Origin of the sequence: Sphingomonas lacusdianchii, from assembly GCF_022664395.1 — a bacterium.
GTDB lineage: Bacteria > Pseudomonadota > Alphaproteobacteria > Sphingomonadales > Sphingomonadaceae > Sphingomonas > Sphingomonas lacusdianchii.
The window spans coordinates 72,113-95,490 of record NZ_JAKRET010000012.1 but is presented as its reverse complement, the minus strand read 5'-3'; the positions used below and the strand labels follow the sequence as shown (position 1 = coordinate 95,490).

The window sequence follows — 23,378 nt, the reverse complement described above, 5'->3', positions numbered from 1 at the left end:
CTTGTCGAGAACCGAAGTCGAGAAGGGGTTGCCCCAAACGACCAAGTTCTCGACGGACGCTTCTCGACTACGCTCGAAGCTGCTCGAACCAAACGGCAGTGTCACGGGATCAGATGATCCGCTCGACTTCCATCTTCTTGATCTCGGCGATCGCCTTGGCCGGGTTCAGCCCCTTCGGGCACACGTTCGCGCAGTTCATGATCGTGTGGCAACGATACAGGCGGAACGGATCCTCCAGTTCGTCGAGACGCTCGCCGGTCATCTCGTCACGGCTGTCGGCCAGCCAGCGATAGGCCTGGAGCAGGATCGCCGGCCCGAGGAACTTGTCGCTGTTCCACCAATAGCTCGGGCACGAGGTCGAGCAGCAGGCGCACAGGATGCACTCGTACAGCCCGTCGAGCTTGTTGCGGTCCTCCGGCGACTGGAGCCGCTCCTTGCCGGCGGGTTCCGGGGTCACGGTCTGCAGCCATGGCTTGATCGACGCGTACTGCGCGTAGAAATGCGTGAAGTCCGGCACCAGGTCCTTGATGACGTCCATGTGCGGCAGCGGGGTGATGCGGATATCGCCCTTGATATCCTCGATCGCGGTCGTGCAGGCGAGTCCGTTGCGCCCGTCGATGTTCATCGAGCACGACCCGCAAATCCCCTCGCGGCACGAGCGGCGGAAGGTGAGCGAGGGGTCCTGCTCCGACTTCATCTTGATGAGCGCGTCGAGCACCATCGGTCCGCATTCGTCGAGATCGATCTCGAAATCGTCGTAGCGCGGATTCTGGCCCGAATCCGGGTCGTAGCGATAGACCTTGAATTTCTTGATCCGGCCCGAGGTCGGCGACTTGTGGGTCGTACCCTTCGTGATGCGACTATTCTTGGGCAAACGGAATTCGGCCATGGTGCTCGCTCGGTTCGGCTTGTGGGGCGGCAAACCCGCCCGGTCTGCGCGTCAGATACATGACAGGTAGGATTGCCGCAAACGCGAACAAGGGAAAATGCCACGGAAATCCTCCCCGGCACGGGGAGGGGGACCAGCGAAGCTGGTGGAGGGGGAGGGCGGCGCAACGCAACCGTGCCGTATGCGACCACCCCTCCACCACCGCTTCGCGGCGGTCCCCCTCCCTGTGCCGGGGAGGAGCTTCAGACAGCCGGCAACCCTTCCAGCAGCTTGTCCAACGTCGCCGGATAATCGCGCACGCGGACGCCGGTGGCATTGTAGATCGCATTGGTCACCGCCGCGCCCGCACCACCGATGCCCAGTTCGCCGATCCCCTTGGCATGTAGCGGGTTGGCATGGGGGTCGCGTTCGTCGAGGAACACGATGTCCATGTGCGGAATATCGGCATGAACCGGCACGTGATATTCGACGAGGTCGTGGTTGACGATCCGCCCGTCGCGATCGTCATGCACCGCTTCCTCGGTCAGCGCGGTGCCGATGCCGAACACGATGCCGCCAATGCACTGCGACCGCGCGGTCTGCTGGTTCAGGATGCGTCCGGCCTCGAACGTCGAATGCCAGCGCGTCACGCGGACCTCGCCGGTGACGGCATGGACCTTCACCTCGCAGAAATGCGCGCCATAGCTGGCCTGCGTCGTTTCCTTCTCCTGCTTGCCCGGCTCGATCGATCCGGTGGCGGTGATGCCGTCCCCGACCAGTTCGCCAATCGCGACGCGGCGGTTGCCGGCAATGGCATGGCCGTCCTTCAGCGTCAGGTCGTCCGCCTCGACGCCCATCGCCTTGGCGAGCTTCTCGCGTAGCGCCTGTGCGGCCAGATAGACCGACGACCCGCTGCTGCCCGCACCCCATGAACCACCCGATCCGGCGCCCGGCGGCGACTTGGTATCGCCCAGATGCACCGCCACCCGCTCGATCGGCAGGCCGAGCATCTCGCCCGCGATCTGGGCAAGGATGGTATAGGTGCCGGTGCCGATATCGGTCATATCGGTTTCGACCAGCGCGCGCCCGTCGGGACCGATCGACACCGCCGCCTCGCTCGGTTGCAGCATGTTGGTGCGCGTCGTCGCCGCCATGCCGTGCCCGATCAGCCAGTCGCCCTCGCGCTTGGCCCCCGGCGTCCGGTTGCGCTGTTCCCAGCCGAACGCCTTCGCCCCGGCGTCGAGACAGCGCGTCAGCGACCGCGTCGAATAGGGAATGTCCTTTTGCGGGTCCTGTGCCGGATCGTTGATACGGCGCAATTCGATCGGATCGATGCCGATCTGCTCGGCCAGTTCGTCCATCGCATTTTCCTGCGCGAGCAGGCCGACCGCCTCGCCCGGCGCGCGCATCGATCCCGACAGGGTGCGATTCAACTCGACCAGATCATGTTTGATGATCCGGTTCTCGCCGCCATACAGGAATTGCGTCGCCTGTCCGGCCGGCTCGAAATAGCCTTCGCCCGGCAGGTTCGAACACAGGGTTTCGTGGCCGATGCCGGTCAGCTTGCCATCGGCATCGGCAGCGAGCCGAAAGCGCTGCTGCGTGTTCGACCGGCGCACCGTCGCGTCGAACACCTGCTGGCGGGTCATCACCGTCTTGACCGGCCGCCCGACCGCCTTGGCCGCGATCGCGGTCGCGACCGTGTCGGGCGAGATGCCGAGCTTCGACCCGAAGCCGCCGCCGATATAGCGCGCGACGATCCGCACCTTCGACTGCCGCTCGCCCAGCGACTTGGCGAGCTGTTGCTTGTCCGACGACGGCATCTGCAACGATCCGTACAGCGTCAGCCCGTCATCGTCCCATAGCGCGATCGACGCGTGCGGCTCCATCGCCGCCGAATTCTGCGACGGGGTGCGCCATACATTGTCGATGGTGAAGGCAGCGTCGGCCATCGCCGCGTCCAGATCACCTTGACTGTGATAGGGCGGCATCGAACCGGGGGGCGGCTTGATCGCATCGTCGACATGATCGTCGAAGGTGAATACGCCCTCGGCAGGTTCGTAGCGGACCGCGACCAATTGTGCGGCGTCGCGCGCAATCTCATAGCTTTCCGCCACGACGATCGCGACCGGCTCGCCGAAATAGGCGACGTCCTTGACCCCCTGCGTCGGGGCCTCGGTCTCGCCACCTTGCTGGGCGTTGCGGATGAACGTCTTCAGGTCGACGACGACGTCGACCACGCCCGGCATCGCCTTGGCACCTTCGGCATCGATCGAGCTGATCTTGCCGGCGGGAAAGGTCGCGCGGACCAGAAAGCCGTAGGCAAGGTTCGGAAAGTCGTACTCGGCCGAATAGGTGGCCTGTCCGGCCACCTTCAGCGGCCCGTCGATCCGCTCGATCCCCTTGCCGATGATGCCCTGTACGCCCGAATCGAGCAGGCTCTGCTCGACGGGCTTGTCCATGCGCAGTGCGTTGGTGGTCATGCGGTCAACTCCCGCAGCGTCGCAATCAGCGTGCGCCGGGTCAGAGGGATCTTGAAATCGTTGCTGCCAAAGCCCTTGGCGTCGCGCAGCAACAGGTCGGCGGCCTCCCCGAACAGCGCGTCGGACGGTGCACGACCGATCAGCGCATTCTCGACCGCACTGTCGCGCCACGGCATCGGGCCGAGCCCGCCAAAGGCAAGCTGCGCCGAGGAAATCTTGCCGTCCTCGATCGCCACGATGCCGGCGACCGACACCAGGGCGAAGGCATAGGAGGCGCGGTCGCGCACCTTGCGATAGGTCTGCCTGCCCGCTGGCGCCGGCGGTAGTTCGACATGGGTGATAAGTTCACCGACGCGCAGCACATTCTCGACGTCCGGCGTGTCGCCGGGCAGGCGATAGAAGTCGCCGATCGGTATCCGCCGCCGCTCGCCATCGCTGCCCAGCGTCACGATCGTCGCGTCGAGTGCGCGCATCGCCACTGCCATGTCGCTGGGATGCGTCGCGATGCAATGCTCGCTGGTGCCGAGGATGGCGAGAATCCGGTTGAACCCCTCCTGCGCGTCGCACCCCGACCCCGGAACCCGCTTGTTGCAGCGGGCCGCCGTCTCGTAGAAATAATAGCAGCGGGTGCGTTGCAGCAGATTGCCCCCAGTCGAAGCCTTGTTGCGCAACTGCCCCGACGCCCCGGCCAGCAGCGCGCGGCTGAGCACTTCATAGCGTTCGCGGATGATCGGATCGGCCGCAAGGTCGGAATTGGGCACCAGCGCCCCGATCCGCACTCCGCCGCCTTCGATCTCCTCGATATCGTTCAGCGGCAGGCGGCTGATATCGACGAGTCGCGCAGGCGTCTCGACCTGCAGCTTCATCAGGTCGAGCAGGTTGGTCCCGCCGGCGATGAACTTGGTATCGCGATCGGCACCCTCGCGGACGGCGGCTTCGGCGCTGTCGGCCTTGGCATAGTCGAACAGTTTCATTCCGCTGCCTCCGCCTGAGCCGGTTGCTTGGCATCGGCGACTTCGCGGATCGCGTCGACGATGTTGGGATAGGCCGAACAGCGGCACAGATTGCCGCTCATCCGCTCGCGGATTTCATCATCGGTGAAATCGGGATCGTCGAGCGTGGCACTGACATGGCTCGGCCAGCCCTTCTCGACCTCGTCGAGCATCCCGACCGCCGAACAAATCTGCCCCGGCGTGCAATAGCCGCACTGGAACCCGTCATGCTTGACGAACGCCGCCTGCAGCGGATGCAGCTTTTCGGGCGTGCCCAGCCCCTCGATCGTCACGATCTCGTCATCCTGATGCATCACGGCGAGCGTGAGGCAGCTATTGATGCGGCGGCCGTTCACCAGCACGGTGCACGCCCCGCATTGGCCATGGTCGCAGCCCTTCTTGCTGCCGGTGAGCGAAAGATGTTCGCGCAGCAGGTCGAGCAGGGTGGTGCGAATGTCCACCTCCGCCTGATGCGGCTGGCCGTTGATGGTGAAATGCATGGGTCGGCGCTCCGTTGGTCAATGCGGCTAACGTTCGCGATCGAAACCGTTTCCTCTTGCGAAGGGATCGCAGATGTTGGGGTTGGTATTGGCGGCGATGTTGGGAGCAGGTGCGATGGCAGACGAACGACCGCTGGATGCGACGCCGATCGTGATCGCGCACCGTGGCGCCAGCGGATCGCGCCCCGAACACACGCTCGCCGCGTACGAACTGGCGATCGAGCAGGGTGCCGATTTCATCGAACCCGATCTGGTGCTGACGAAGGACGATGTGTTCGTCGCCCGCCACGAAAACGAGATTTCGGGCACGACCGACGTCGCCGCCCATCCCGAATTCGCCGCCCGGCGCACGACGAAGACGATCGACGGGCAACCGGTCACCGGCTGGTTTACCGAGGATTTCACGCTTGCCGAACTGCGCACGCTGCGCGCGAAAGAACGCCTGCCGCAGCTTCGCCCCGACAATGCCCGCTATGACGGGCAGCAGCCGATCCCGACGCTGGCCGAGGTCATTGCCCTCGCCAAGCGTGCCAGCGCGGAGACCGGGCGGACGATCGGCATCTATCCCGAAACCAAGCATCCGAGCTATTTCGCGTCGATCGGCAAGCCGATGGAGGCGCATCTCGTCCGCGAACTGCGTGCCGCCGGGTGGGACAGCGCACAGGCGCCGGTGTTCATCCAGTCGTTCGAAGTCGACAACCTGAAGGCGCTGAAGAAGCTGACCGGCATCCGCCTGATCCAGTTGATGGACGCGGAGGGCGGTCCGGCCGACCACGCGGTCGACAGCTACCGGACGATGGCGACTCCTGCGGGGCTGAAGGCGGTGGCGACCTATGCCTTCGGAATCGGACCGAACAAATCGATGGTCGGGGCGGGCAAGCCGCTGGTCCATGACGCGCACGTCGCGGGCCTGCGCGTCCACCCATGGACCTATCGCGCCGAAAACGCCTTCCTTCCCGAAGCCTATCGCGTACCCGGCGGTCCGGAAGCCCATGGCCGGGTGGGGCAGGAGATTGCCGACGCGGTCGCGGCGGGCGTCGATGGTTTCTTCACCGATTTCCCGCTAATCGGGTCGCAGAACCGCGACAAACCATATTGAAGGACGACGCATGCGATTGGGGTGGGTGATGCTGGCGCTGGCGCCGCTGACCGGGGGCTGTGTGAGCACCGTATGGAACGTCGCGACCGCGCCGGTCCGTGCCGGGGCGCAGGTAATCGACTGGACGACGACCAGCCAGTCGGAGGCCGACCGCAATTACGGCCGCAAGATGCGCAAGAAGGAAGCCCGCGAAGGCCGCGAAATGCGCAAGGAAGAAGCGCGGCGTCGGCGCGAACGGGATGACGATTGAGGGAAGCGGGCCGCTTCCTGTTCCAATCGTCGTCACCCCAGCGCAGGCTGGGGTCTCTCGCAGCTCCTGTCCCGCCCGGCAACTAGGAGACCCCGGCCTTCGCCGGGGTGACGTTCGTGGTGAGGGGCGACCGGAACTACCGATTCCCCGCCAGCGCCTCCGCTACCGCGCGCAGCACTACCAGCCGGGTTTGCACGCCATAATGGCTGCTCACCACCTCGACCGCGCGGCAACCGGGTTCACCCGGCACATGGCAGCCCATGCCGTTGACCAGCCCGTCGCTGGCGCTCCAGATCGCGGTGGCGGGGACGGGCAGGGGGCGGCGCACCTCCTCGGCCAGCGCGAGCACCGCCGGATCGTCGACCGACTCGCCGCTGATCCATTCGTACAGCCGCCAGACATGGGTCGACCGCGCCGGCCCGGCATAGGGGCTGGCGACGGTCACCACCTGTTCGACCAGATCGGGCCGGCGATGCGCCGCGAAGCGCGCCATGATCCCGCCGAGGCTGACCCCGACCAGCGCCACCGGCCGCCCACTCGCCTGCGCGACGGCATCGATCCGTGCGAACAGATCGGCGCCGTCCGGCCCGATGCTGCGCTGCCCAAAATTGCGCCCCAGTTCCCAGCCATGCGCGTCATGGCCGAGCGTGCGCAAATAGCGGCGCAAAAGGGTGTTCGACCGGTCGCTGTTGAACAATCCGGGCAGCACCATCACCGGCTCGCCGCTCGCCCGTGGCGCACCGTCCAGTGCCCGCCGCCACCCGAACGGCACCCCCGCCAGCGCGATCGCGGCGCGCGGCGTCTCGATCACGAAGCGTCCGATCGGCGGCGGGGCGAGGCTGGTCACAGCCAGGTCGTAACCGTCACCGGAAACGGCGTCCATGCCCCCATCGGCACCCCTGCCGCGCGCAGTGCCGCGCCGGTCCATGCGTTGCAGGTATGGATCGCGCTGTAGCGCCCGCGTGCGACATAGAAGGCGTCGGACGGTCCATAGCCGGGCACCGACGGTCCCTCGGCAAAGCTCGCGCGGATGAATGCGACCAGCCGCCGATACTGGTCGGGCGACAGCGTCACCAGATAGGCGCCGGCCTCGCCGACCGGTTCGGGCAGATGGCCGACATGCATCACTACCGCATCGCTGCCGGTCGCGGCGGCAAGGATGGTGGCGGGCTTCACATCGGCCCAGGTCGGCGTGCCGAGATAGAAGCCGCGCTCGCCCCAGCCGATCGACAGCCAGCCATGGCCGGCATAGCGCGGATCGGCCAGATCGCTTGCCCGTACCAGATCGTCGAACGACTGGCCGGCGGCATGTTTGGGCAGCACGATGCCGGTATGGATGCCATTATCCTCGACATAGATGCGGATGCCACGTTCGGGCAGCGCCTCGCCCGATCCGGCCGGGATCGCCCCGCCGATCAGTCCGGCAAGGAAATAGCCGAGCACGATCAACAGCATCCCGCCCAGCAGACCGGACAGTCGAAGGGACCATTTCCGTAGCATCCTTACCCATGCTACTATTTGCGGATGGCCAGCGATACCCATGTGCTCGACCGCCCGCCCGAGGGCGCCAATGCCGACTGGACGATCCCGCAGGGCTGGGACGCCTATAGCGCCGAGGATCACGTCACCTGGGACACGCTGTACGCGCGGCAGATGCAACTGCTGCCCGGCCGCGCGTCGGATGCGTTCCTGCGCGGGCTGGACGCGCTGAAGCTCTCCGAGTCCGGCATTCCCGATTTCGAGGAACTGTCGGACCGGCTGGAGGCGCTGACCGGCTGGCGCGTCGTCGCGGTGCCGGGCCTGGTCCCCGACGACGTGTTCTTCACCCACATGGCCAATCGCCGCTTCGTCGCCGGGAATTTCATCCGCCGGCCCGACCAGCTCGATTATCTGCAGGAACCCGACGTCTTTCACGACGTGTTCGGCCATGTGCCGATGCTCGCTGATCCGGTGTTCGCCGATTACCTCGCGGCGTACGGCCGCGGCGGTCTGCGCGCGCTTGAACTGGGGTCGCTCAAGCAACTGGCGCGGCTCTACTGGTACACGGTCGAATTCGGGCTGGTGCAGGAGGACGATGGGTTACGCATCTACGGCGCGGGCATCGTGTCGAGCGCATCGGAAACCCGCTTCTCGCTCGACGATCTCAGCCCGAACCGGATCATGCTCGATCTGGCGCGGGTCATGCGCACCGATTACCGGATCGACGATTTCCAACAGACCTATTTCGTCATCCCCGGCTTCGACGAACTGTTGCGGCTGACGGTCGAGACCGATTTCGCCCCGGTGTACGAAGCGATCCGCGACCAGCGCGATATCGCGGTCGATGAAATCCTCCCCGAGGATGTCGTCCTCACCGAAGGCACGCAGCATTATGCGAGGTCCAAACCCTAAATCCTCCCCGGCACGGGGAGGGGGACCAGCGAAGCTGGTGGAGGGGGGTATCCGCATACGGCACGGTTGCGTTGCGCGGCGCGCCCCCTCCACCACCGCTTCGCGGCGGTCCCCCTCCCCATAAATGGGGAGGATTTCAAAGGTCCAACGCCCAGCCGTCGCGGCCCTTCGGATCGATCGGCCCGCTCGGCACGAACCGCTCCGCCCCCGCCGTCAGTCGCAGCACACTCCAGTCGCCCCGCCGGTCGACTTCCTCAAGCGCGCAGCCGCACGCCGCATAGGCCGCGACCACGCCGCCGCGCTGCGTTTCCAGCAACCCGGCCAACACGATCGTCGCCCCCGGCGCGGCGATCGCCGCCACTTCGGGCGCCATTGAGATCAGCGGCCCCGCGAGAATGTTGGCGATCAGCAGATCATAGGGCGCCGCCGCCGTGATCGCGTCCGACAGTGCGCCATCGGCGACCACCAGCTCGACGCGCTCGACCCCGTTCAGCCGTGCATTTTCGGCGGTCACGTCGATCGCCACCGGATCGATATCGGTCGCGATCACCCGCGCCTCGGGCCACAATTCGCGCGCCGCGAATGCCAGCAACCCCGTGCCGGTCCCCAGATCGATAGCATTGCCGAACGTCTCGCCCGCCAGCCGGTCGAGCATCGCCAGACAGCCGCTGGTCGTCTCGTGATGCCCGGTGCCGAACGCCCGTCCGGCATCGATCAGGAACGCTCGCTTGCCCGCCGGCACGTCGCCCGCTTGCGCGGCGGTATGGACATAGAATCGCCCGACCGACAGCGGCTCGAGCCCCGCCTGGCTCATCGTCACCCAGTCCTCATCGCCCAGCGCCTCGATCTGCGGCGCCTGTCCGGCGGCACTCGGCACCAGTGCGGTGATCGCGGCGATGGCGGCTTCGTCCGGTTCGGCCTCGAAATAGGCATCGAGCCGCCACGTCTCGGTATCGTCCTCGACCGTCTCGGTCGTCATCAGCACAGGTGCCGGATCGATTCCGAAATCCTCGGCGGCATCGATCGCCTCGGCCTCGGCGCGGGTGCAGGGCAGGGTCAGTTTCCAGCTCATCGGACATAGCTCGCGCCGTTGACGTCGAGCACCGCGCCGGTCATCGATTCGGGCGCGTCGGTCGCGCAGAACGCCGCCATCACCGCCACTTCGTCCGGCATCGCCACCCGGCCGAGCGGAATGTCGGCCAGCAGCTTGTCGCCCCCGCGGCTCGCCACATAATCCTCGGCCATGCCGGTCATGGTGAAGCCGGGACAGATGGCGAAGGCGAGAATGCGCTCCCGGGCATAGGCGCGGGCGATGGTCTTGGTCATCGCGACCATGCCGGCCTTGGCCGCAGCATAATGCCAGTGCGCGGGCGAATCGCCCCGATGCGCGGCGCGGCTGGCGATGTTGACGATGCGTCCGGGAATGCCGTGTTCCTGCCAGTGGCGCACCGCCAGCCGGCTGAGCTCGGCAGCGGCGGTCAGGTTGATGCGCAGCGTCCGTTCCCATGCGGCGACCCAGTCTTCGTCTGACTGGTCGATCGGGTTCGCCTCGAACACGCCGGCATTGTTGATCAGGATGTCGATCCGTCCATCGAGCCGATCGAGCGCGCGGGCCCAAAGATCGGCGGGCGCGGCGGGATCGGCGAAATCGGCGGGCAGGTCGCCGCCGGTCGACTGGACGGCAAGGGCGTGGGCGTCGCGCAGACGGTCGGCGATCGCCGCACCGATCCCGCGCGATCCGCCGGTCAGGAGAATATGAGCCATGCCCCGCCGTGTAGGCGGCGGCGGAGCAGGGGGCAACGGGGCTACGCGCCCCGGCCCGCCCGCACCGCTACTGTCCCTATGCGGCGACCTTGCCGATGAAATCGACGGTGCTGGTCTTCAGCGACCCCAGTTCGCCGTCGAGCGCGGTGAAGCCGTCGCCGACGCGGTCGATTTCCGACGCGACGGTTTCGGTATCCTCGCGGATCGTGGCGATGGTCGACGACATCGAATCGGCGGCGAGGGCGGTTTCGTCGACGGCAGCGGTGATGGCGGTCACGGTCTGTGCCTGCACTTCCATTGCGCCGCGAATGCGGTTGGCGCTTTCCTGCACCTCGCTGACGGTCGCGCGGATCGATGCATTGGTCTCCACGGTCGAGCGCGTCGCCGCCTGGATCGCCGCGATCTTGGCGGCGATGTCGTCGGTCGCGCGGGCGGTCTGGCTGGCGAGGCTCTTCACCTCCTGCGCCACCACCGCGAAGCCGCGGCCGGCATCGCCCGCGCGGGCCGCCTCGATCGTGGCGTTGAGCGCGAGCAGGTTCGTCTGTCCCGCGATGTCGCGGATCAGGCCGAGGATCGATTCGATCGACTTGGCATGGTCCGACAGCGTTTCGGACATGCCGACCGCGGTACCCGCCTGGACGGACGCGCGCGTCGCGATCTCGGCAGCGGCCTCCACTTCGGTCCGGGCATCCTCGATCGCGCGGATCAGCCCGGCGGCGGTGGCGGCCGCCTCGCGCATCGCGACTGCCGATTGTTCGGCGGCGGCGGCGACTTCGGACGCCTTGCCCAGCATCCCGCGCGCGCTGGCCGAGGTGCGGGTGGCATGGACGCGCAGCGAATCGCTCTCGCGGCTCGCGCGTTCGACGGTCGCGCCGATATTGTCGCGGAATTCATGCGCCAGCCGGTCGCGCGAGCCCTGCAGGTCATATTGCGCATAGGCATTGTAGAGCGACACGAACACTTCGCATTCCAGCGAGCGCAGCCGGAACAGCAGTTCGGCGGCGTCGCGGAAGCCGGTCTCGTCATCGATCGCGCGGCGCAAGACCTCCAGCATGGTGCGGGCGCCCGCATCGCCCATCGACAGGATCGCGGTCAGCGGCACGTCGTTCGAAAACGCGCGGGCGATCGTCCGCTCGCACGATTCGACCCAGGCGAGCCCGGTGAGGTTGGTGAAGCGGTTGCGCAGATAATTCACGCCCAGTTCGATCATCCGCGCATAGTCGTTCGACATGCTGTTGCGCCCGCCGACCTTTTGCGACTGGTCGAAATGCGCGGCGGCGATCAGGTTCGCTTCCGGTTCAATGACCTGCCACAGCGCGCGGGCGGCCTCGACGTCGGCCGACGTGATGTTGAACAGCCGAAGGCGCTCCTGCAAATCGATCGTCCGGCTGACGCTTTCGGCTGCAGGAAGTGTCTTGGTCGGCACGTTGCGAATCCCCTGTTCCCCTGCGCGACCTGGCCCGGCTGGACCGATGCGCAGCGCCGTTGGTACCGGGCAGGCGTTAACAGTCCGTTGACCACCCGCATGCGGAATGGCGTTTCGTGGATGCGCACTTGCATCGGCGGGTGGGGTGCGTAGATAGGCGACAATCGCTGGAAGACCGTATCTGCACGCGGTCGCACTGCCTGAGGAACGCCCGACTTGGCCATGGTCCGCCCCAAAGCCCGCCCGACATCGCCGCATCTCCAGATTTGGCGCTGGGGCCCGAACATGCTGGTGTCGATCCTGCACCGTGCGACCGGCGTCGCCATGGGAACGGTCGGCCTTGCGCTGTTCGTTTGGTGGCTGGCGGCGCTCGCCGGCGGCGAGGACAGCTATGCACGGTTCCTGTCGTGGTTCACCGGGCCCTACTTCATCGTCGGCTATGTCGTCGGGATCGGCCTCAGCTTCGCGCTGTTCCAGCATATCGGCAACGGCGTCCGCCACTTCTTCATGGATATCGGCGCGAATTTCGAACTGAACGGCAACCGCAAATCGGCGGTCGCGACGATCGTCTTCGCCGTCTGCGCCACTGCGGCGCTGTGGGCGTGGCTGCTGGTGGGGAAGCAGTAATGGGTAACGGAACCAGCATCGGCCGCGTCCGCGGCCTCGGATCGGCAAAGGCCGGCGCGCATCATTTCTGGCATCAACGGCTGACGGCGATCTCGAACCTCGTCCTGATGCTGTGGCTGGTCCTCTCGCTCGCGCTGCTGCCATCCTATGATTACGACACCGTCTATGGCTGGGTGTCGTCGGCCTGGGGCGCGGTGCCGCTGCTGCTGCTCGCCACCTCGGTCTTCTATCATGCCAAGATGGGCCTGCAGACCGTGATCGAGGATTATCAGCATGACGAAACGCGCGTCGTCGCGCTGGTCGTGCTCAACCTCGTCTATGGCGCGGGCTGGCTGCTCGCCGCCTTCTCGATCCTCCGTATCGCTTTCACCGGGACGCCCGAATAATGGCCACCGACGCTTACAAGATCATCGACCACACCTATGACGTCGTCGTCGTGGGTGCGGGTGGTTCGGGCCTGCGCGCCACCATGGGCAGCGCCGAGGCGGGGCTGAAGACCGCCTGCATCACCAAGGTGTTTCCGACCCGGTCGCACACCGTGGCGGCGCAGGGCGGCATCGCCGCGTCGCTCGGTAACAACACGCCCGACCACTGGACGTGGCACATGTACGACACGGTCAAGGGGTCGGACTGGCTCGGCGACCAGGACGCGATCGAATATATGGTTCGCGAAGCCCCGGCGGCGGTGATCGAGCTGGAACATGCCGGCGTGCCGTTCAGCCGCAACGAGGACGGGACGATCTACCAGCGTCCGTTCGGCGGCCACATGCAGAATATGGGCGAAGGCCCCCCGGTGCAGCGCACCTGCGCCGCCGCCGACCGTACCGGCCACGCGATGCTCCACGCGCTGTACCAGCAGTCGCTGAAGTACGACGCGGACTTCTTCATCGAATATTTCGCGCTCGACCTGATCATGGAGGACACGCCCGAGGGCAAGGTCTGCCGTGGCGTGATCGCGCTTTGCATGGAAGACGGATCGATCCACCGTTTCCGCGCGCATTCGGTGGTGCTGGCGACCGGCGGCTATGGCCGCTGCTATTTCTCCGCCACCTCGGCGCATAGCTGCACCGGCGATGGCGGCGGCATGGTGCTGCGCGCCGGCTTGCCGTTGCAGGACATGGAATTCGTCCAGTTCCACCCGACCGGCATCTACGGCGCGGGCGTGCTCATCACCGAGGGCGCACGCGGCGAGGGCGGGTATCTGACCAACAAGGATGGCGAGCGGTTCATGGAACGCTACGCCCCCTCGGCCAAGGACCTCGCCTCGCGCGACGTCGTCAGCCGGTCGATGGCGATGGAGATGCGCGAAGGGCGCGGCGTCGGCAAGGACGGCGACCATATCTTTCTGCACCTCGACCATATCGATCCCAAGGTGCTGGCCGAACGCCTGCCGGGCATCACCGAAACCGGCAAGATCTTCGCCGGCGTCGACCTGACCCGCCAGCCGCTTCCGGTGACCCCGACCGTCCATTACAATATGGGCGGCATTCCGTGTAACTATCACGGCGAAGTCGTCACCATCAAGGACGGCAATCCCGATGCGGTCGTGCCCGGACTGTTCGCGGTCGGCGAAGCGGCCTGCGTGTCGGTGCACGGCGCCAACCGCCTCGGCTCCAACTCGCTGATCGATCTGGTCGTGTTCGGCCGTGCGACCGGTCTGCGGCTCAAGGAGACCTTGAAGCCCAACACCCCGCACAAGCCGCTGCCCAAGGATTCGGCCGACCTCGCGCTCGCGCGCCTCGACAAGTTCCGCAACGCCAGCGGCAGCAAGCCGACTGCGCAGATACGCCTCGCCATGCAGAAGACGATGCAGAAGCACTGCGCCGTGTTCCGCGACGACGCGCTGCTGAACGAAGGCGTGACGATGATGGACGACATCTATCGTTCGTTCGCCGACGTGAACGTCACCGACAAGTCGCTGATCTGGAACACCGATCTGGTCGAAACGCTCGAGCTGGACAATCTGCTGGCGCAGGCGATGGTGACGATCCGGTCGGCGCAGAACCGCAAGGAAAGCCGCGGCGCGCATGTGAACGAGGATTTCCCCGATCGCGACGACGCCAACTGGATGAAGCACACCATCGCGTCGTTCGACGGCTGGGGCGGCAATGGCGGCATGACCGCGATCGATTACCGCCCGGTGCACGATTACACGCTCACCGACGAGGTGGAGTATATCAAGCCGAAGAAGCGGGTGTACTGAGCTCGGCTTCGCTGGTTCGGAAAGGGCGATCGGCTTGGCGGCCGATCGCCCTTTTTTTGATTCATGCGAAGGCGCGGAAGACGCGGAGAAGCGGCAGGTTCGCGCGGAGGGGCGGAGACGCGGAGCGTCCCGCGAAGGCAAGCCCCTGACCTGACCTGACCTGACCTGACCTGACCTGACCTGACCTGACCGTACCCCGGCGAAGGCCGGGGTCCAGTTGGGGGACGTCGGGAAGCTACCGAAGCCCTCCCAACTGGACCCCGGCCTTCGCCGGGGTACGACTTGGGTTTGGCGCCGTCGGCCCACCCCCAACCGGTCTCGATCGAATCCGCAGCGACGAAGCAGCCACCTCGCCGCAGCGAGGCTCGCCCAACCTCCCGCTACAACCCTGCGTCTCCGCGCGAACCCGTCTTCGCTTCGTTCCCTTCGCGCCTTCGCACGAATCAATTCCCGCCAGCCCGGAACCAACTCCCGCTCCCCCGGTTACCGCCGCCGACCACAACAGGGGGGACTCCCGCCATGCCCGACACCAACGTCAACGATTACCCGTTGCTCGCCCGCCCGCACGTCCATCTCGCCGGACCGGTCGACCATGCGATGTACGAGAATTTCCGCAACCAGGTGCAGAATGCGCCGACCGACGGCCCGCTGGTCGTGTCGATCTCGACACTGGGCGGCGATCCCGAAGTTGCCCGCGCGATGGGCGACGATATCCGCCTGCTGCGCGACTATACCGGGCGCGAGGCGCTGTTCCTCGGCAAGGTCGCGGTCTATTCCGCCGGCTCGACCTTCATGTCGGCCTTTCCGGTCGACAAGCGCTTCCTGACCAAGGGCACGCGCCTGATGCTCCACGAGCGGCAGATGACCAGCACCATCGAATTGTCCGGCCCGCTCAAGATGCTGGTCGCAACGCTGAAGGCCAAGCTGCACGAGATCGAGACCTCGGTCGAGATCGAGGAAGAGGGCTTCCGCGCGATCGTCGCCGGATCGCAGGTCCCGTTCGAGGAACTGGTCGAGAAGGCCCCGGCCAACTGGTATATCGGCGCCGAGGAAGCCAAGGCACGCGGGCTGGTGCTGGACGTGATCTGACGCTGCGGTCCTTGAACTAACCGTCACTCCAGCGCAGGCTGGGGTCTCCCTCGGCTCCAGCGTTGCGCGCGGCCACGGGGAGATTCCAGCCTTCGCTGGGATGACGACCGTGGCGGGAGAGCACATGCACCCACTGGCCACCACGCCCAAATTCGCCCATCATCGGAACATCATGGCCGATAACGACACCATCCTGACCGCTGCCCGCGACTGGGCCGGCGCCCCGCTCGCGCTGGCGACCGTCACCTCCACCTGGGGCTCCGCGCCCCGCCCGCGCGGCAGCCATATGCTCGTGCATCAGGACGGCCGCTTCGAAGGATCGGTGTCGGGCGGCTGCGTCGAAAGCGACATCCTCGCCACCGCCGCCGACGTCATCGCCGGCGCCCCCTTCGTCATCAAGCGCTACGGCGTGGCGGACGCCGCCGCATGGGAAGTCGGCCTGCCCTGCGGCGGGGAGATCGAGGTGATGGTCCAGCGCGTCGACCCGCAAGGCTTCGATCCCGAACTGTTCGACGCGATCGATGCGGCGGGGGCGGAGGGCCGGGCGATCACCCTGTCGACCGATCGCACCACCGGCCGCACCATAGTCGGCGAGGCCGACGGCGCCTTCGCCAACCGCTACGACCCGCCGCGCCGGTTGCTGATCGTCGGCGCGGTGCAGATCGCGCAGGGGTTGGCCGGCATGGCGCGCGAACTGGGCATCGCCACCACCGTCATCGACCCGCGCGCGCGCTTCCTGACCGCGGAGCGTTTCCCCGGCGTCACGCTCGACGATCGCTGGCCCGACGAAGCATTGCAGGCATTGAAGCCCGACGCCGCTACCGCCGTCGTGACGCTTAGCCACGATATCAAGATCGACGACCCCGCCCTGATCGAAGCGCTCAAGACCCCCGCCGCCTATATCGGCGCGTTGGGATCGCGGCGCAGCCATGCCGCGCGGCTCGAACGCCTGTCCGCCGCCGGCGCGCAGGGGCTGGAGCGGATCGACGGGCCGGTCGGACTCGATATCGGCGCGATCGGCCCGTCCGAAATCGCGCTGTCGATCGCGGCGGCGATGGTAAGGAGCTTTCATGCGCGCTGAAGATGCCGTGCTGATCCTGCTGGCGGCGGGGCGTTCGCGCCGCTTCGGCGACGCGGACAAACTGGCCCAACCGTTCCTGCACAAACCGGTCGCCTATCATGTCGTGACGGCATTGGAGGCGATCCCGTTCCTCGGCCGGGTCGCGGTGATCGACGGGACGACGCTCGACTTCGCCTCGCGCGGGTTCGATGTGATCGTCAACGAAGCCCCGGCGGACGGCATGTCGCGTTCGGTCCAACTCGGCCTGCGCGCGGCGCGGGCCAAGGGGGCGAAGGGCGTGGTGATCGCGCTGGCCGACATGCCGCGCATCACCGCCGCCCATGTCTATCGCCTGCTCGACACCGCCCGCGACGATGCGGACGCGGTGGTGGCGTCGAGCGACGGGACCAAGCCCTGTCCCCCGGCCGTATTCGGTGCCGGCCGCTTCGACTTCCTCGAATCGCTGGAAGGGGACGCCGGCGCCCGCGACCTCGTCCGCGCCGGCCGCCATGTCGTGACCGCGCCTGCCGAACTGATCGACATCGACACGCCCGAAGACCTCGACCGCCTGCGCGCCATCGCCGAAGCGCCGGACGAGCATGACGCGATCACCTTGCCGCGTCCCGAACCCTGGTGGCATCCCAGGGCGGAATGATTTTCCTACAGCGGGTAAGCTGGGTAGTTTGGTAGAAATGGGTTCACGCGAAGGCGCGGAGGCACGAAGAAGAAGATTGTTTTCGCGCAAAGGCGCAAAGGACGTAAAGAGAGCATGCTCGCCGCGCAGCGGCTCTCGTTCTACAAGGCCGAAGACGGGAGAAGGGCTTCGCCAGACAAGCCGCAGCCGCCTGCTCCACGACCCCTTTGCGCTCTTTGCGCCTTTGCGCGATCAAATCCTCTCTTGAACTCCGCGCCTTCGCGCCTTCGCGTGAGAACGATCTTTCTACGGTCAGCCTTCAAACGTCGCTCCAGCGAAGGCTGGAGCCTCAAGCGGTTCCTGCCCGGCGGTATGCCGAGGAAATGCCAGCCTCCGCTGGATGACGTGCAATTCGAGCATGGCAGCGCATCGCCACAATAACGCGGCAAGTGTGAACTTAGTGAACTTTGGCCTCACGCCATCGCCGCCGCCGCGCCCTTCAGGTCCTCGACGAACCGCGCAAACTCTTCTTCTGCCTGCACTTTATCCGGCAGTCGCAGCAGGAAGCTCGGATGCACCGTGATCCACGCCGCCCCGCCATCGGCCAGCGTCAGTACACGTCCGCGCTCGCGTGAGATCGTCACCGTCTTACCGGTCAGCGACCGTGCCGCCGTCGCCCCCAGCGCCACCGTCATGCGCGGGCGCAGGATGCCGCGCTCCTGTTCGATCCACCAGCGGCAGGCATCGATCTCGCCCACGCCGGGCTTCGCATGGATGCGCCGTTTGCCACGCGGCTCGAACTTGAAATGCTTGACCGCGTTGGTGACATAGACCCGCGACCGGTCGATCCCTGCCGCGGCCATCGCCCGGTCGAACACCTGTCCCGCCGGCCCCACGAACGGCCGCCCGGCCAGATCCTCCTGATCGCCCGGCTGTTCGCCGACCACCATCATCGCGGCATCGACCGGCCCCTCGCCGAACACGGTCTGCGTTGCCGGCTTCCATAGCGGGCAGCGCTGGCACCCCGCCGCCTCCTCGCGCAATGCGGCCCACGCCACCTCGCTATTGCCGCCGGGGGCCGCCCGTGCCGTCTCGATCATCGCCGCCTCGCGTGCCTGTGCCCCTGCGATCAGCGCCGGGACCAGCGCGGTTTCGGGCATGTTCTTCCAATATTTGCGCGGCATCTCTTTCAGCATCGCGCCTTTCTTCAGGCGCGCGGGATTGAAGATCGATGCGTAATAGGTCTTCCAGACTTCCTCGACCGGGTCGCCATCAGGGGCGTCGGCTTTGGTCCCGCCCGGCCCTTCGTTCAGCGTCTCGCCATCCCAGTGCAGCGACACCTCCGGCGTCAGGATCGACCAGCGCATCGCCGCGAACCGGTCCACGAAGAAGCGCGCATTGTGGCGGACGATGTGATGCTCGGGTTCGAACCACGCGACGAAGCGGGTGCCGCCCTCCTCCTCGACCTCCCGGAACCGCAGGAAGGCGCGCATCTTGTGGATGTCGCGCCGCACCCCCTTGGCCATCTCCTCCAGCCGCCGGAGCGCCGGATCGGCCTTGTCGTCGATCAGCCGCGGCTCGGCGATCAGGCGGGTGAGCATCGCATAGAGCAGCGCGAAGCGCTCGGGATCGGCATGCATCGCCACCGTCCGCGCCAGATCGATGAAGGCACGCGGCACGCGGGGGGCGGGGGCATTGCTGTCGACGATCGCCTCGTCGCCGAACAGGTCGGTGGGCAGGTCGCCGATCTGCCACACCACTTCGGACGGCGCGACGCGCTGCGCGGCGAGCGACCGGGCGGCATCGCGCCACCCGTCGAAATCATCCGCTGCCGCCAGCGTCGCGACGCGCATCAGTCGCGATCGTCGCCCACTTCGGTCGATTCGGCGATTTCCAGTTCCTTGGGCTTGCGCTCCTCGAACACCGTCGCGATCCGCGCTTCCTCTTCGTCGCTCAATTCCTTGGCGGCGGCGGGGAACATCTCTACCTCTTCCTCGTCGATATGATGTTCGTAACGGTGGCGCATCTCGGCAAAGCGCTGGTTCCACTCGTTGCTCGCCGGATCGAGCTTGGCAATCTCACCCAGATAATCGTCGATTTCCTTATGCTCGGACACCGAATGCCGCGCCTCGTCGCGCAGGTCGGGGTTGGCGAGCATCGTCGCGTACAGCGCTTCCTCTTCGGCGGCGGCATGCGCCGATACCTCGACGCGGAATTCCTCGAACAGCTCGGCGCGCTCGTCGCCGCTCGCCGCGTCGATACGCTGAAGCAGGTCGCGGTGCCGGTCGTGATCGGCCTTCAGGTCGGCATAGATGCGGGCGTCGGCCATGGAGATTTCCTTTGCGTGGTTCGGCCAGACCAACGGCGGGGGTGAAGGGAGGTTTCTCTTGCGAGCGGTTTTCACCGTCAGCCGAACAGCTCCATCTGGTCCGCCTTCTTCGGCGCCACCAGCGGCCGCAACTCGGCGCGGTCCGACAGCACCACCGGCCGCCAGTCGTCGGCGACGATGAACGGCCGCAGCTTGGCGATCGACACCGTCAGCCGCGCGACATCGGCCAGCGCCAGCCGCCGCCAGCGCCGCGCAGTCAGGATCGCATTGACCGCCTTCACCCCCATCCCCGGCACGCGCAACAGCATCTCGCGCGGCGCGCGGTTCACATCGACGGGAAAGCGATCGCGAAACTTCAATGCCCAGGCCAGCTTGGGATCGATATCGAGGGGCAGCATCCCCGTCGCGTCATCGGCCGCCGCGCGCACCTCGTCGGGGCGATAGTCGTAGAAGCGCATCAGCCAGTCCGACTGGTACAGCCGATGCTCGCGCATCAGCGGCGGGCGTTGCAGCGGCAGCACCGCCGACGCTTCCGGGATCGGGCTGAATGCCGAATAATAGACGCGGCGCAGTGCGAAGCGGTCGTACAGCGTTGCCGCCTTGCCGACGATCTCGCTGTCGGTCGCGGCGTCGGCACCGACGATCATCTGCGTCGATTGACCCGCCGGTGCGAATTTTGGTGCGGACCTGTAGCGTTTGCGCGCATCGCGCCCGTCCTCGATCGCATGGGCGACGTCCTTCATTGCCCCCTCGATCTGCGGCCCGGACTTCTCCGGGGCCAACCGCTTCAACCCGCCGACGGTGGGCAGTTCGACGTTGATCGACACCCGGTCGGCATGGACCCCGGCCAAATGAACTAGTTCGGGATCGGCATCGGGAATGGTCTTGAGGTGGATGTATCCGCGAAAGTCATGATCCTCCCGCAGCGACCGCGCGACCTCGACGATCTGCTCCATCGTATAGTTGGACGATCCGATGATCCCCGACGACAGGAACAGCCCTTCGATATAGTTGCGGCGATAGAAGCTGAGCGTCAGCGCGACGACTTCCTGCGCGGTGAAGCGCGCGCGGCGGACGTTCGACGATTTGCGGTTGATGCAGTAGTGGCAGTCGAAGATGCAGCTGTTCGTCAGCAGGATTTTCAGGAGCGAAATACAGCGGCCATCGGGCGCATAGGCGTGGCAGATGCCCATGCCCTCGGTTGAACCGATGCCCTTGCCGTCACGCGAATTGCGCTTGGCAGTACCCGAGGACGCGCACGACGCATCATATTTGGCGGCATCGGCCAGGATCGCCAGCTTTTCGCGAGTGTCGAGTTGCGCCATGCGTTCAATATATGTTCTGGCACCCGGGCGGCCAAGGGGTAATCAGGTCAATGCCTTGGCCAAAGCGGACCGCAGCGCGGTGACTTCGGCATGCAACGCGGCGAGCCGTTCGGGTATCATGCCGCTGTGCGCGACGATCGTCGGCGCGAGCCAGCTATTCTTTGCGCAGAAGCTCGTCGACGCTGCCCACACCATCTGCCCCTATTGAAACGTCACGTGCGGCAATGCCGACGTCGGACTGACCCTCGCCTGATCCCGATATTGGACTGTCCAATATTCGATATTGGCAAGGGGGGTTCGAATATCCTATCCCCGTCCGCGAAAACCGATCTCGGGTCGGTGCGGACGGGGAGGGTGGCCAGTTGCTGATGACACAGACGATGCGGTGGTTCGGCCCGTCCGATCCCGTGACGCTGGCCGCGATCCGGCAGGCGGGAGCGACGGAGGTCGTCACCGCGCTGCACGACATTCCCAACGGTAGCGTGTGGCCGCGCGATACGATCGCCGCGCGCAAGGCGATGATCGCCGAGGCCGGGCTTGGCTGGACGGTGGTCGAAAGCCTGCCCGTCCATGACGACCTGAAGACGCGCGGCCCCGGCTGGGACCGCTATATCGATGCCTATCGCCGGAGCCTGACCAACCTCGCGGCGGAAGGCATCACCGTCGTCACCTACAACTTCATGCCGCTGCTCGACTGGACGCGGACCGACCTTGCATGGCCGCTGCCCGACGGCGCGCGCGCGCTGCGCTTCGAATGGGAAGCGGTCGCCGCCTATGACATCCATATCCTGCAGCGCCCCGGTGCCGAGCGCGACTATCGCCCGGCGCTGGTCGAGGCCGCGGCGCGCCGGTTCGCGGCGATGGACGATGCGGCGCGCACGACGCTGGAGGCGACGATCCTCGCCGGCCTGCCCGGTGCGGAGGAAAGCTTCACTTCCGCACAGTTCCGCGATGCCATCGCCAACTATGCCGGGATCGACGCCGATCGGTTGCGTGCCAATCTGATCGCGTTTCTGGATGCGGTCTGCCCGCATGCCGAGGCGCTCGGCATCCGCATGGTCGTGCATCCTGACGATCCCCCCTTTCCGATCTTCGGCCTGCCGCGCGTCGTCAGCACCGAAGCCGATGTCGCCGCGCTGTTCGATGCCGTCCCCAACCCCGCGAACGGACTATGCTTCTGCACCGGATCCTTCGGGGTGCGTGCCGACAACGACCTGCCCGGGATGGTCCGGCGGCTGGGCAGCCGCATCGGCTTCCTCCACCTCCGCTCGGTGGACCGCGAAGGCGGCGACACGGCGTTCCACGAGGCGGAGCATCTGCGCGGCGATGCGAAGATGGCGGCGGTCGTCGCGGCGGTCCATGACGTCTCACGGGGGGAAGGGCGCAGCATCCCGATGCGGCCCGATCACGGGCACCAGATGCTCGACGATCTCGGCCGGCGCACCAACCCGGGCTATTCGCTGCTCGGGCGGATGCGCGGGCTGGCCGAATTGCGCGGGCTGGAACTGGGCATCGCCCACGCGGCGGCGGGTTGAGCGCTGCCCTATTGTAACCGCCGGACGGCTATGGGATCGGTCGGGGCGATGAAGCAGCGCACCGAAAAACTTTACCAGCGGGTCTCCACCGCCATCGCCACCGCGATCGACGAGGGCCGCTATCCGGTCGGCACGCGGCTGCCGGGCGAACGCGACCTGGCCGAAACCTTCGCGGTCAGCCGCCCGACGGTGCGCGAGGCGATGATCGCGCTCGAAATTCGTGGCCTGGTCGAGGCGCGGCACGGCTCCGGCCTGTATGTCATTGCCACTTCCGCCGACGGGGCGTCGCCCGCCGAGCTGGACGTCGGCGCGTTCGAACTGATCGAGGCGCGCATCCTGTTCGAAGGGGAGGCGGCAGCGGTCGCGGCGACGGTGAACGATGCCGAGGCGCTGGCCGATCTCGACGCGTCGCTGGCGGCGATGGCGGCGGTCGACCCGGCCGATCCCGCTGCGATCGAGGCCGATCGCCGCTTCCACCTGCGCATCGCCGAGGCGACCGGCAACACGGTGATCGCGGCGGTGGTCGAGATGTTGTGGAACCTGCGCGACCGTGCCCCCCTCAGTGCGCACATGTTCGCCGAGGCGCGGCGCGAGGGCGTCCAGCCCCGGGTCGAGGAACATCGGCTGATCGTCGACGCGCTGCGGGCGCAGGACCCGGCCCTGGCGCGGCAGACGATGCGCGACCATCTGCGCCGCGTTGTCGACGACCTGCTGGCCGCGACCGAGGTCGAGGTGCTGCGCCGCGCGCGGTCGGAGATCGAGACGCAGCGGGGCATGGTCGCCCGGCGCCTGCGCGTCTGACG

At 66.6% G+C, this 23,378-nt stretch carries 24 protein-coding genes; 11 read left to right on the top strand and 13 right to left on the bottom strand.

Annotated features, from left to right (window positions below; translation table 11 throughout):
- Positions 1 to 109: 109 nt before the first annotated feature.
- The 4 genes from MF607_RS16050 to MF607_RS16035 form a co-directional block, all read right to left on the bottom strand.
- Positions 110 to 889 (bottom strand): succinate dehydrogenase iron-sulfur subunit, encoded by a 780-nt coding sequence (locus MF607_RS16050; protein ID WP_056459674.1) that lies wholly within the window; start codon positions 887 to 889, stop codon positions 110 to 112.
- A gap of 242 nt (positions 890 to 1,131) precedes the next feature.
- Positions 1,132 to 3,351 carry a xanthine dehydrogenase family protein molybdopterin-binding subunit gene (locus MF607_RS16045; protein WP_242120617.1) on the bottom strand — a complete coding sequence of 740 codons (2,220 nt, stop codon included), beginning with the start codon at positions 3,349 to 3,351 and terminating at the stop codon, positions 1,132 to 1,134.
- Entirely contained in the window at positions 3,348 to 4,325 is a 978-nt protein-coding gene (locus MF607_RS16040) for an FAD binding domain-containing protein (protein WP_242120614.1), read from the bottom strand. The genes MF607_RS16045 and MF607_RS16040 overlap by 4 nt, the downstream gene beginning before the upstream one ends.
- Complete coding sequence (locus tag MF607_RS16035) at positions 4,322 to 4,843, bottom strand: 2Fe-2S iron-sulfur cluster-binding protein (protein WP_242120611.1); 522 nt, start codon at positions 4,841 to 4,843, stop codon at positions 4,322 to 4,324. The genes MF607_RS16040 and MF607_RS16035 overlap by 4 nt, the downstream gene beginning before the upstream one ends.
- A gap of 115 nt (positions 4,844 to 4,958) precedes the next feature.
- Between MF607_RS16035 and MF607_RS16030 the strand changes: the two genes are divergently transcribed.
- Positions 4,959 to 5,942, top strand: a complete 984-nt coding sequence (locus tag MF607_RS16030) for a glycerophosphodiester phosphodiesterase (protein WP_242120609.1) — start codon at positions 4,959 to 4,961, stop codon at positions 5,940 to 5,942.
- Between the two features lie 28 nt (positions 5,943 to 5,970).
- Complete coding sequence (locus tag MF607_RS16025; RefSeq protein ID WP_431311966.1) at positions 5,971 to 6,192, top strand: hypothetical protein; 222 nt, start codon at positions 5,971 to 5,973, stop codon at positions 6,190 to 6,192.
- Positions 6,193 to 6,328: 136 nt separating this feature from the next.
- On the opposite strand, the gene MF607_RS16020 is transcribed toward MF607_RS16025, so the two are convergent.
- Positions 6,329 to 7,075 (bottom strand): GPI inositol-deacylase, encoded by a 747-nt coding sequence (locus MF607_RS16020; RefSeq protein WP_242120605.1) that lies wholly within the window; start codon positions 7,073 to 7,075, stop codon positions 6,329 to 6,331.
- Complete coding sequence (locus tag MF607_RS16015) at positions 7,036 to 7,647, bottom strand: TIGR02117 family protein (protein ID WP_242120603.1); 612 nt, start codon at positions 7,645 to 7,647, stop codon at positions 7,036 to 7,038. Before MF607_RS16015 ends, MF607_RS16020 begins: the two co-directional genes overlap by 40 nt.
- Positions 7,648 to 7,716: 69 nt before the next feature.
- On the opposite strand from MF607_RS16015, the gene phhA reads away from it, so the two are divergent.
- Positions 7,717 to 8,583, top strand: coding sequence for a phenylalanine 4-monooxygenase (gene phhA, locus MF607_RS16010; RefSeq protein ID WP_242120601.1), 867 nt, complete (start codon positions 7,717 to 7,719; stop codon positions 8,581 to 8,583).
- Between the two features lie 136 nt (positions 8,584 to 8,719).
- Here the strand turns inward: phhA and MF607_RS16005 are convergent, their stop codons facing one another.
- From MF607_RS16005 to MF607_RS15995, 3 genes are all read right to left on the bottom strand, one after another.
- Entirely contained in the window at positions 8,720 to 9,655 is a 936-nt protein-coding gene (locus MF607_RS16005; RefSeq protein WP_242120599.1) for a 50S ribosomal protein L11 methyltransferase, read from the bottom strand.
- Positions 9,652 to 10,347, bottom strand: coding sequence for an SDR family NAD(P)-dependent oxidoreductase (locus tag MF607_RS16000; protein ID WP_242120597.1), 696 nt, complete (start codon positions 10,345 to 10,347; stop codon positions 9,652 to 9,654). The genes MF607_RS16005 and MF607_RS16000 overlap by 4 nt, the downstream gene beginning before the upstream one ends.
- Before the next feature lie 76 nt (positions 10,348 to 10,423).
- Positions 10,424 to 11,773 carry a methyl-accepting chemotaxis protein gene (locus MF607_RS15995; protein WP_242120595.1) on the bottom strand — a complete coding sequence of 450 codons (1,350 nt, stop codon included), beginning with the start codon at positions 11,771 to 11,773 and terminating at the stop codon, positions 10,424 to 10,426.
- A 216-nt stretch (positions 11,774 to 11,989) separates the two neighbouring features.
- Between MF607_RS15995 and sdhC the strand changes: the two genes are divergently transcribed.
- The 6 genes from sdhC to MF607_RS15965 all read left to right on the top strand — a co-directional run bounded on the left by sdhC (position 11,990) and on the right by MF607_RS15965 (position 17,407).
- A complete protein-coding gene (sdhC, locus tag MF607_RS15990; RefSeq protein ID WP_431311962.1) occupies positions 11,990 to 12,400 on the top strand; it encodes a succinate dehydrogenase, cytochrome b556 subunit in 411 nt (136 codons plus the stop codon).
- Positions 12,400 to 12,786, top strand: a complete 387-nt coding sequence (gene sdhD, locus MF607_RS15985) for a succinate dehydrogenase, hydrophobic membrane anchor protein (RefSeq protein WP_242120591.1) — start codon at positions 12,400 to 12,402, stop codon at positions 12,784 to 12,786. Before sdhC ends, sdhD begins: the two co-directional genes overlap by 1 nt.
- Positions 12,786 to 14,603: a succinate dehydrogenase flavoprotein subunit gene (sdhA, locus tag MF607_RS15980; protein ID WP_242120590.1), complete on the top strand. Its 1,818-nt coding sequence runs from the start codon at positions 12,786 to 12,788 to the stop codon at positions 14,601 to 14,603. Before sdhD ends, sdhA begins: the two co-directional genes overlap by 1 nt.
- A 519-nt stretch (positions 14,604 to 15,122) precedes the next feature.
- Positions 15,123 to 15,692 carry an ATP-dependent Clp protease proteolytic subunit gene (locus MF607_RS15975; protein WP_242120588.1) on the top strand — a complete coding sequence of 190 codons (570 nt, stop codon included), beginning with the start codon at positions 15,123 to 15,125 and terminating at the stop codon, positions 15,690 to 15,692.
- 172 nt (positions 15,693 to 15,864) lie between these two features.
- Complete coding sequence (locus MF607_RS15970; protein ID WP_242120737.1) at positions 15,865 to 16,773, top strand: XdhC family protein; 909 nt, start codon at positions 15,865 to 15,867, stop codon at positions 16,771 to 16,773.
- Positions 16,763 to 17,407, top strand: a complete 645-nt coding sequence (locus tag MF607_RS15965; protein ID WP_242120585.1) for a nucleotidyltransferase family protein — start codon at positions 16,763 to 16,765, stop codon at positions 17,405 to 17,407. Before MF607_RS15970 ends, MF607_RS15965 begins: the two co-directional genes overlap by 11 nt.
- A 452-nt stretch (positions 17,408 to 17,859) precedes the next feature.
- Here the strand turns inward: MF607_RS15965 and MF607_RS15960 are convergent, their stop codons facing one another.
- From MF607_RS15960 to MF607_RS15945, 4 genes are all read right to left on the bottom strand, one after another.
- Entirely contained in the window at positions 17,860 to 19,239 is a 1,380-nt protein-coding gene (locus MF607_RS15960) for a UdgX family uracil-DNA binding protein (protein WP_242120583.1), read from the bottom strand.
- Positions 19,239 to 19,715: a hemerythrin domain-containing protein gene (locus MF607_RS15955; RefSeq protein WP_242120580.1), complete on the bottom strand. Its 477-nt coding sequence runs from the start codon at positions 19,713 to 19,715 to the stop codon at positions 19,239 to 19,241. Before MF607_RS15955 ends, MF607_RS15960 begins: the two co-directional genes overlap by 1 nt.
- Before the next feature lie 77 nt (positions 19,716 to 19,792).
- Positions 19,793 to 21,040, bottom strand: coding sequence for a putative DNA modification/repair radical SAM protein (locus MF607_RS15950; protein ID WP_242120578.1), 1,248 nt, complete (start codon positions 21,038 to 21,040; stop codon positions 19,793 to 19,795).
- 42 nt (positions 21,041 to 21,082) lie between these two features.
- Positions 21,083 to 21,235, bottom strand: a complete 153-nt coding sequence (locus MF607_RS15945; protein ID WP_242120576.1) for a hypothetical protein — start codon at positions 21,233 to 21,235, stop codon at positions 21,083 to 21,085.
- Between the two features lie 173 nt (positions 21,236 to 21,408).
- Here MF607_RS15945 and uxuA point away from each other — a divergent pair, with 173 nt between their 5' ends.
- Complete coding sequence (gene uxuA / locus MF607_RS15940) at positions 21,409 to 22,575, top strand: mannonate dehydratase (RefSeq protein WP_242120573.1); 1,167 nt, start codon at positions 21,409 to 21,411, stop codon at positions 22,573 to 22,575.
- 48 nt (positions 22,576 to 22,623) lie between these two features.
- Positions 22,624 to 23,376 carry a FadR/GntR family transcriptional regulator gene (locus MF607_RS15935; protein ID WP_242120571.1) on the top strand — a complete coding sequence of 251 codons (753 nt, stop codon included), beginning with the start codon at positions 22,624 to 22,626 and terminating at the stop codon, positions 23,374 to 23,376.
- Positions 23,377 to 23,378 lie beyond the last annotated feature (2 nt).